Here is a 3057-nt window from a genome sequence, read left to right on the forward strand (position 1 = left end):
AAGACCTCGACCTTTGCTCCCTTGTCTGTCTGGATAACGCGAGTCTGGGTATCGGCAATTTTGCTGGCATTGGCGTGAACAGTAAAAACCTGCGCAGCAAGACCCATCCCCACTACCAGCGACAATAGCTTATTCATTTTCGTCTCCGTCATTGTTTGTATGAGAACGACAAATGATGAGTGATTCCTCCGCTTGGCACCAGATGTTCAGATAGATTTCAGCTATAGGAAAAGGGCATAACCACTGTGATAAGACGGTGTTCTGAACGGCTGCGAACATATCCTGGTCGCACTGAAACGCTCAAGAGCGATCTCTGGGCCAGGAACCAGAGCTTAGCAAAACTGCGGGAATTTCAACATTGCACGAAGGATAAGGAGGCAGGTTGTGGTGTGAATGATCTGGTCAAGCTATAACGCCAAAGGCATAGGAAAGACGCCAATTATCATAATTCTTGCCTGTGTCAAGGATCCCATTTATCCTGATATGTCGAAATAAATCGTTTTTGTCGACATATCATACGAATATGTCGATGGCTTAAACATATTGATCATATATGTTGAAAAAATTTAAAAAAATCGACACATGAGAGAGATATGGTTAAAATTATCGAAATATTCGACATATTTTCTCAAAAGGCCAGTGTATGTTTAGCCCAGACCTGCCATATAACGATTTACCCCGTCTGCCGCCAAAAGCGGATATCGAGACAAAAGCCATTCTAAAAGCGTGCATTGACGCCAAGGCCTCACTGGCGGGTTTGAAGGCCATGGCAAAGCGCATTCCGAACCAGGAAATGCTGATTAATATTATTCCTATGCTGGAAGCGCAGGCCAGTTCTGAAATTGAAAATATCGTTACGACCACAGACCGGCTCTTTCAGTATGCGAGCGACGAGTCGAATGTTCTGGCCGATCCTGCAACGAAAGAGGCCTTGCGCTATAGAACCGCGCTGTACCGCGGATACCAGTCACTTAACTCAAGGCCGCTGACGACGGCTACTGCAGTTCAGATATGCCGAACCATCAAAGGGGTGGAAACGGATATCCGTCGCGTGCCGGGTACGGCACTCCTGAACGAGGCCACAGGGCAGATTGTTTATACGCCACCGGACGGGGAGGGGGCAATTCGCGATCTTCTTGCAGATTGGGAACGGTTCAGTCACACGCAAACCGACATTGACCCTCTTATCCGCATGGCTGTCATGCACTATCAATTTGAGGCGATTCATCCTTTCAGTGATGGCAACGGTAGAACCGGCCGTGTACTGAATCTGCTTTTTTTGATTTCCGAGAACTTGCTTGAAGCGCCCATTCTTTACCTGAGCCGCTACATTATCCAGAATAAATCAGAATACTATCGTCGGCTGTTGCGAGTGACAACAGAGCAGGAGTGGGAATCATGGATTTTGTATATGCTGCAGGCCACGCATAGCACCGCTGAATGGACGTCGAAAAAAATCATCGCCATTTGTGACTTGATGGACCAAATCCGGGAACAACTACGCCGGGCCCTGCCGAAGATTTATAGCTACGAACTCGTCGACCTTATCTTTACACAGCCCTATTGTCGGATTGCCAATATTGTGGACCAGGGGATTGCCCAACGCCAAACGGCGTCAAAGATACTACAGGCGCTTGTTGCGCAAAATGTATTGAGAGAAGTTCAGTCGGGACGCGAAAAAATATTCATCAATGTGGCATTGATGCGATTGCTGGCGCGTGAGGACGACAGCCCGAGCTAATAAAACGGCGTAACCCGTGAATCAGGCGTTTGCGCTATGGGCATCGTCTATCCTTACCGATTGATGCGACGGTCCTGGACCACCAGCTTCTGGGTAATATTATTCGTTATTCTGTAGATACTGCTATTGGACAAATAACGGTGGAGCTGCTTAACCGTTCGTCTGAGCGGATGCTTGAGCAAGGGGCTCGTCTGGAGCTGATGTTTAATAAGAATGAGATTCGGGAACTGACGAGCTAAGGGATACTGACTTGGAGGGTGGCGCGTGTCCCTTGACCGCCTTCCTACTTCCCCGACGTGTTCTTCTTGCTCAACCGCTCATAATTATCCCGCAGCAGCAAACCCGCAAAGTAGATATGCTCGCGCATCAGTTGTTCTGCCCGCGCGGCGTCCTTCTCGATCACAGCCGTGACGATACGGTGATGGTCCTGGTGCGAGCGGCTGATGATGCCGTGATCTTCCCACAGCATGATTCTGTCCGAGGCAAAGGGCGCGGTTTGCGCCTGGGTGGTGAATCGGGTGACCCAGGAGTTTTCCGCAGCAGATAGTAGCGTTTCATGTAGCGTGACGTTCATCTCCTGGTAGGGCGCGTGATCTTCGGGCAACAGTACGCCCTTATTCAGAATCGCATCGCCTTGCGCCACGCATGCCTTGAGTTTGCTGATGGCAAGATCGGACAGGCCCTTTTGCGCAGCGCGCCGACAGGCCAGCCCTTCGAGCACCGCACGCACTTCATAAGCGCCGATGATGTCTTCATATTGATAAACCCGCACGGTGTAGCCGCGCTTGGTGCGATGCTCCAATAGGCCTTCATTGCCCAGGTTGCCAAGCGCCGCGCGCACCGGCGTGCGCGATACCCCAAGCTTTTCTGCTAGCGGAATTTCTTCGAGGCGCTCGCCGGGTTGCAATATGCCTTGCAGGATCCAGCTTCGGAGCGTGTGGGTGACGTGATCAGCCAGGGTGTTCATTGGTTTCATGTATACATAAATAGAAAAGACTCATACTCCAGTATACGTAAAATTCCCGAAACTAGGGAAATCACTAATAAACTTCCTCCCTTCATGTATGCACAATGGCATTTATTCCAAGGTTTTACCCTAAAAAACCGCCAATTTTAATAATTGTGTATACATGAGACAAGAAATCCACATCGCGGATCGCCCCGCGCGTTCGCCTGATACTTCGGGTGTTTTCAAGGCAGGGGTCACAATCTCTCGGCAAAAATTTCCAAGACAAGACACCGCGATCAGGAGGAACAGACTATGGACAGACTAATTGTGCTGGCCAGTCGCGCACTGGTTTTGCTGTGTTCGGCAG

2 protein-coding genes are annotated in these 3057 nt (G+C 49.9%); one reads left to right on the forward strand and one right to left on the reverse strand.

Features of this window, described 5'->3' with window-relative positions; genetic code table 11:
* Positions 1-643 precede the first annotated feature (643 nt).
* On the forward strand, positions 644-1741 hold the full coding sequence (fic, locus tag ACTIKR_RS06045) for a protein adenylyltransferase Fic (protein ID WP_193089098.1): 1098 nt from the start codon (positions 644-646) through the stop codon (positions 1739-1741).
* 283 nt (positions 1742-2024) lie between these two features.
* On the opposite strand, the gene ACTIKR_RS06050 is transcribed toward fic, so the two are convergent.
* Positions 2025-2708 carry a GntR family transcriptional regulator gene (locus ACTIKR_RS06050; RefSeq protein ID WP_193089099.1) on the reverse strand — a complete coding sequence of 228 codons (684 nt, stop codon included), beginning with the start codon at positions 2706-2708 and terminating at the stop codon, positions 2025-2027.
* Between the last annotated feature and the right edge of the window lie 349 nt (positions 2709-3057).

Source organism: Advenella sp. (assembly GCF_052108595.1).
In the GTDB taxonomy this organism is placed as follows: Bacteria; Pseudomonadota; Gammaproteobacteria; order Burkholderiales; family Burkholderiaceae_B; genus Advenella.

Excerpts from the sequence above, each read along its gene's own strand:
- fic (WP_193089098.1), top strand. The coding sequence starts at position 644 with ATGTTTAGCCCAGACCTGCCATATAACGATTTACCCCGTCTGCCGCCA.
- ACTIKR_RS06050 (WP_193089099.1), bottom strand. The coding sequence starts at position 2,708 with ATGAACACCCTGGCTGATCACGTCACCCACACGCTCCGAAGCTGGATC.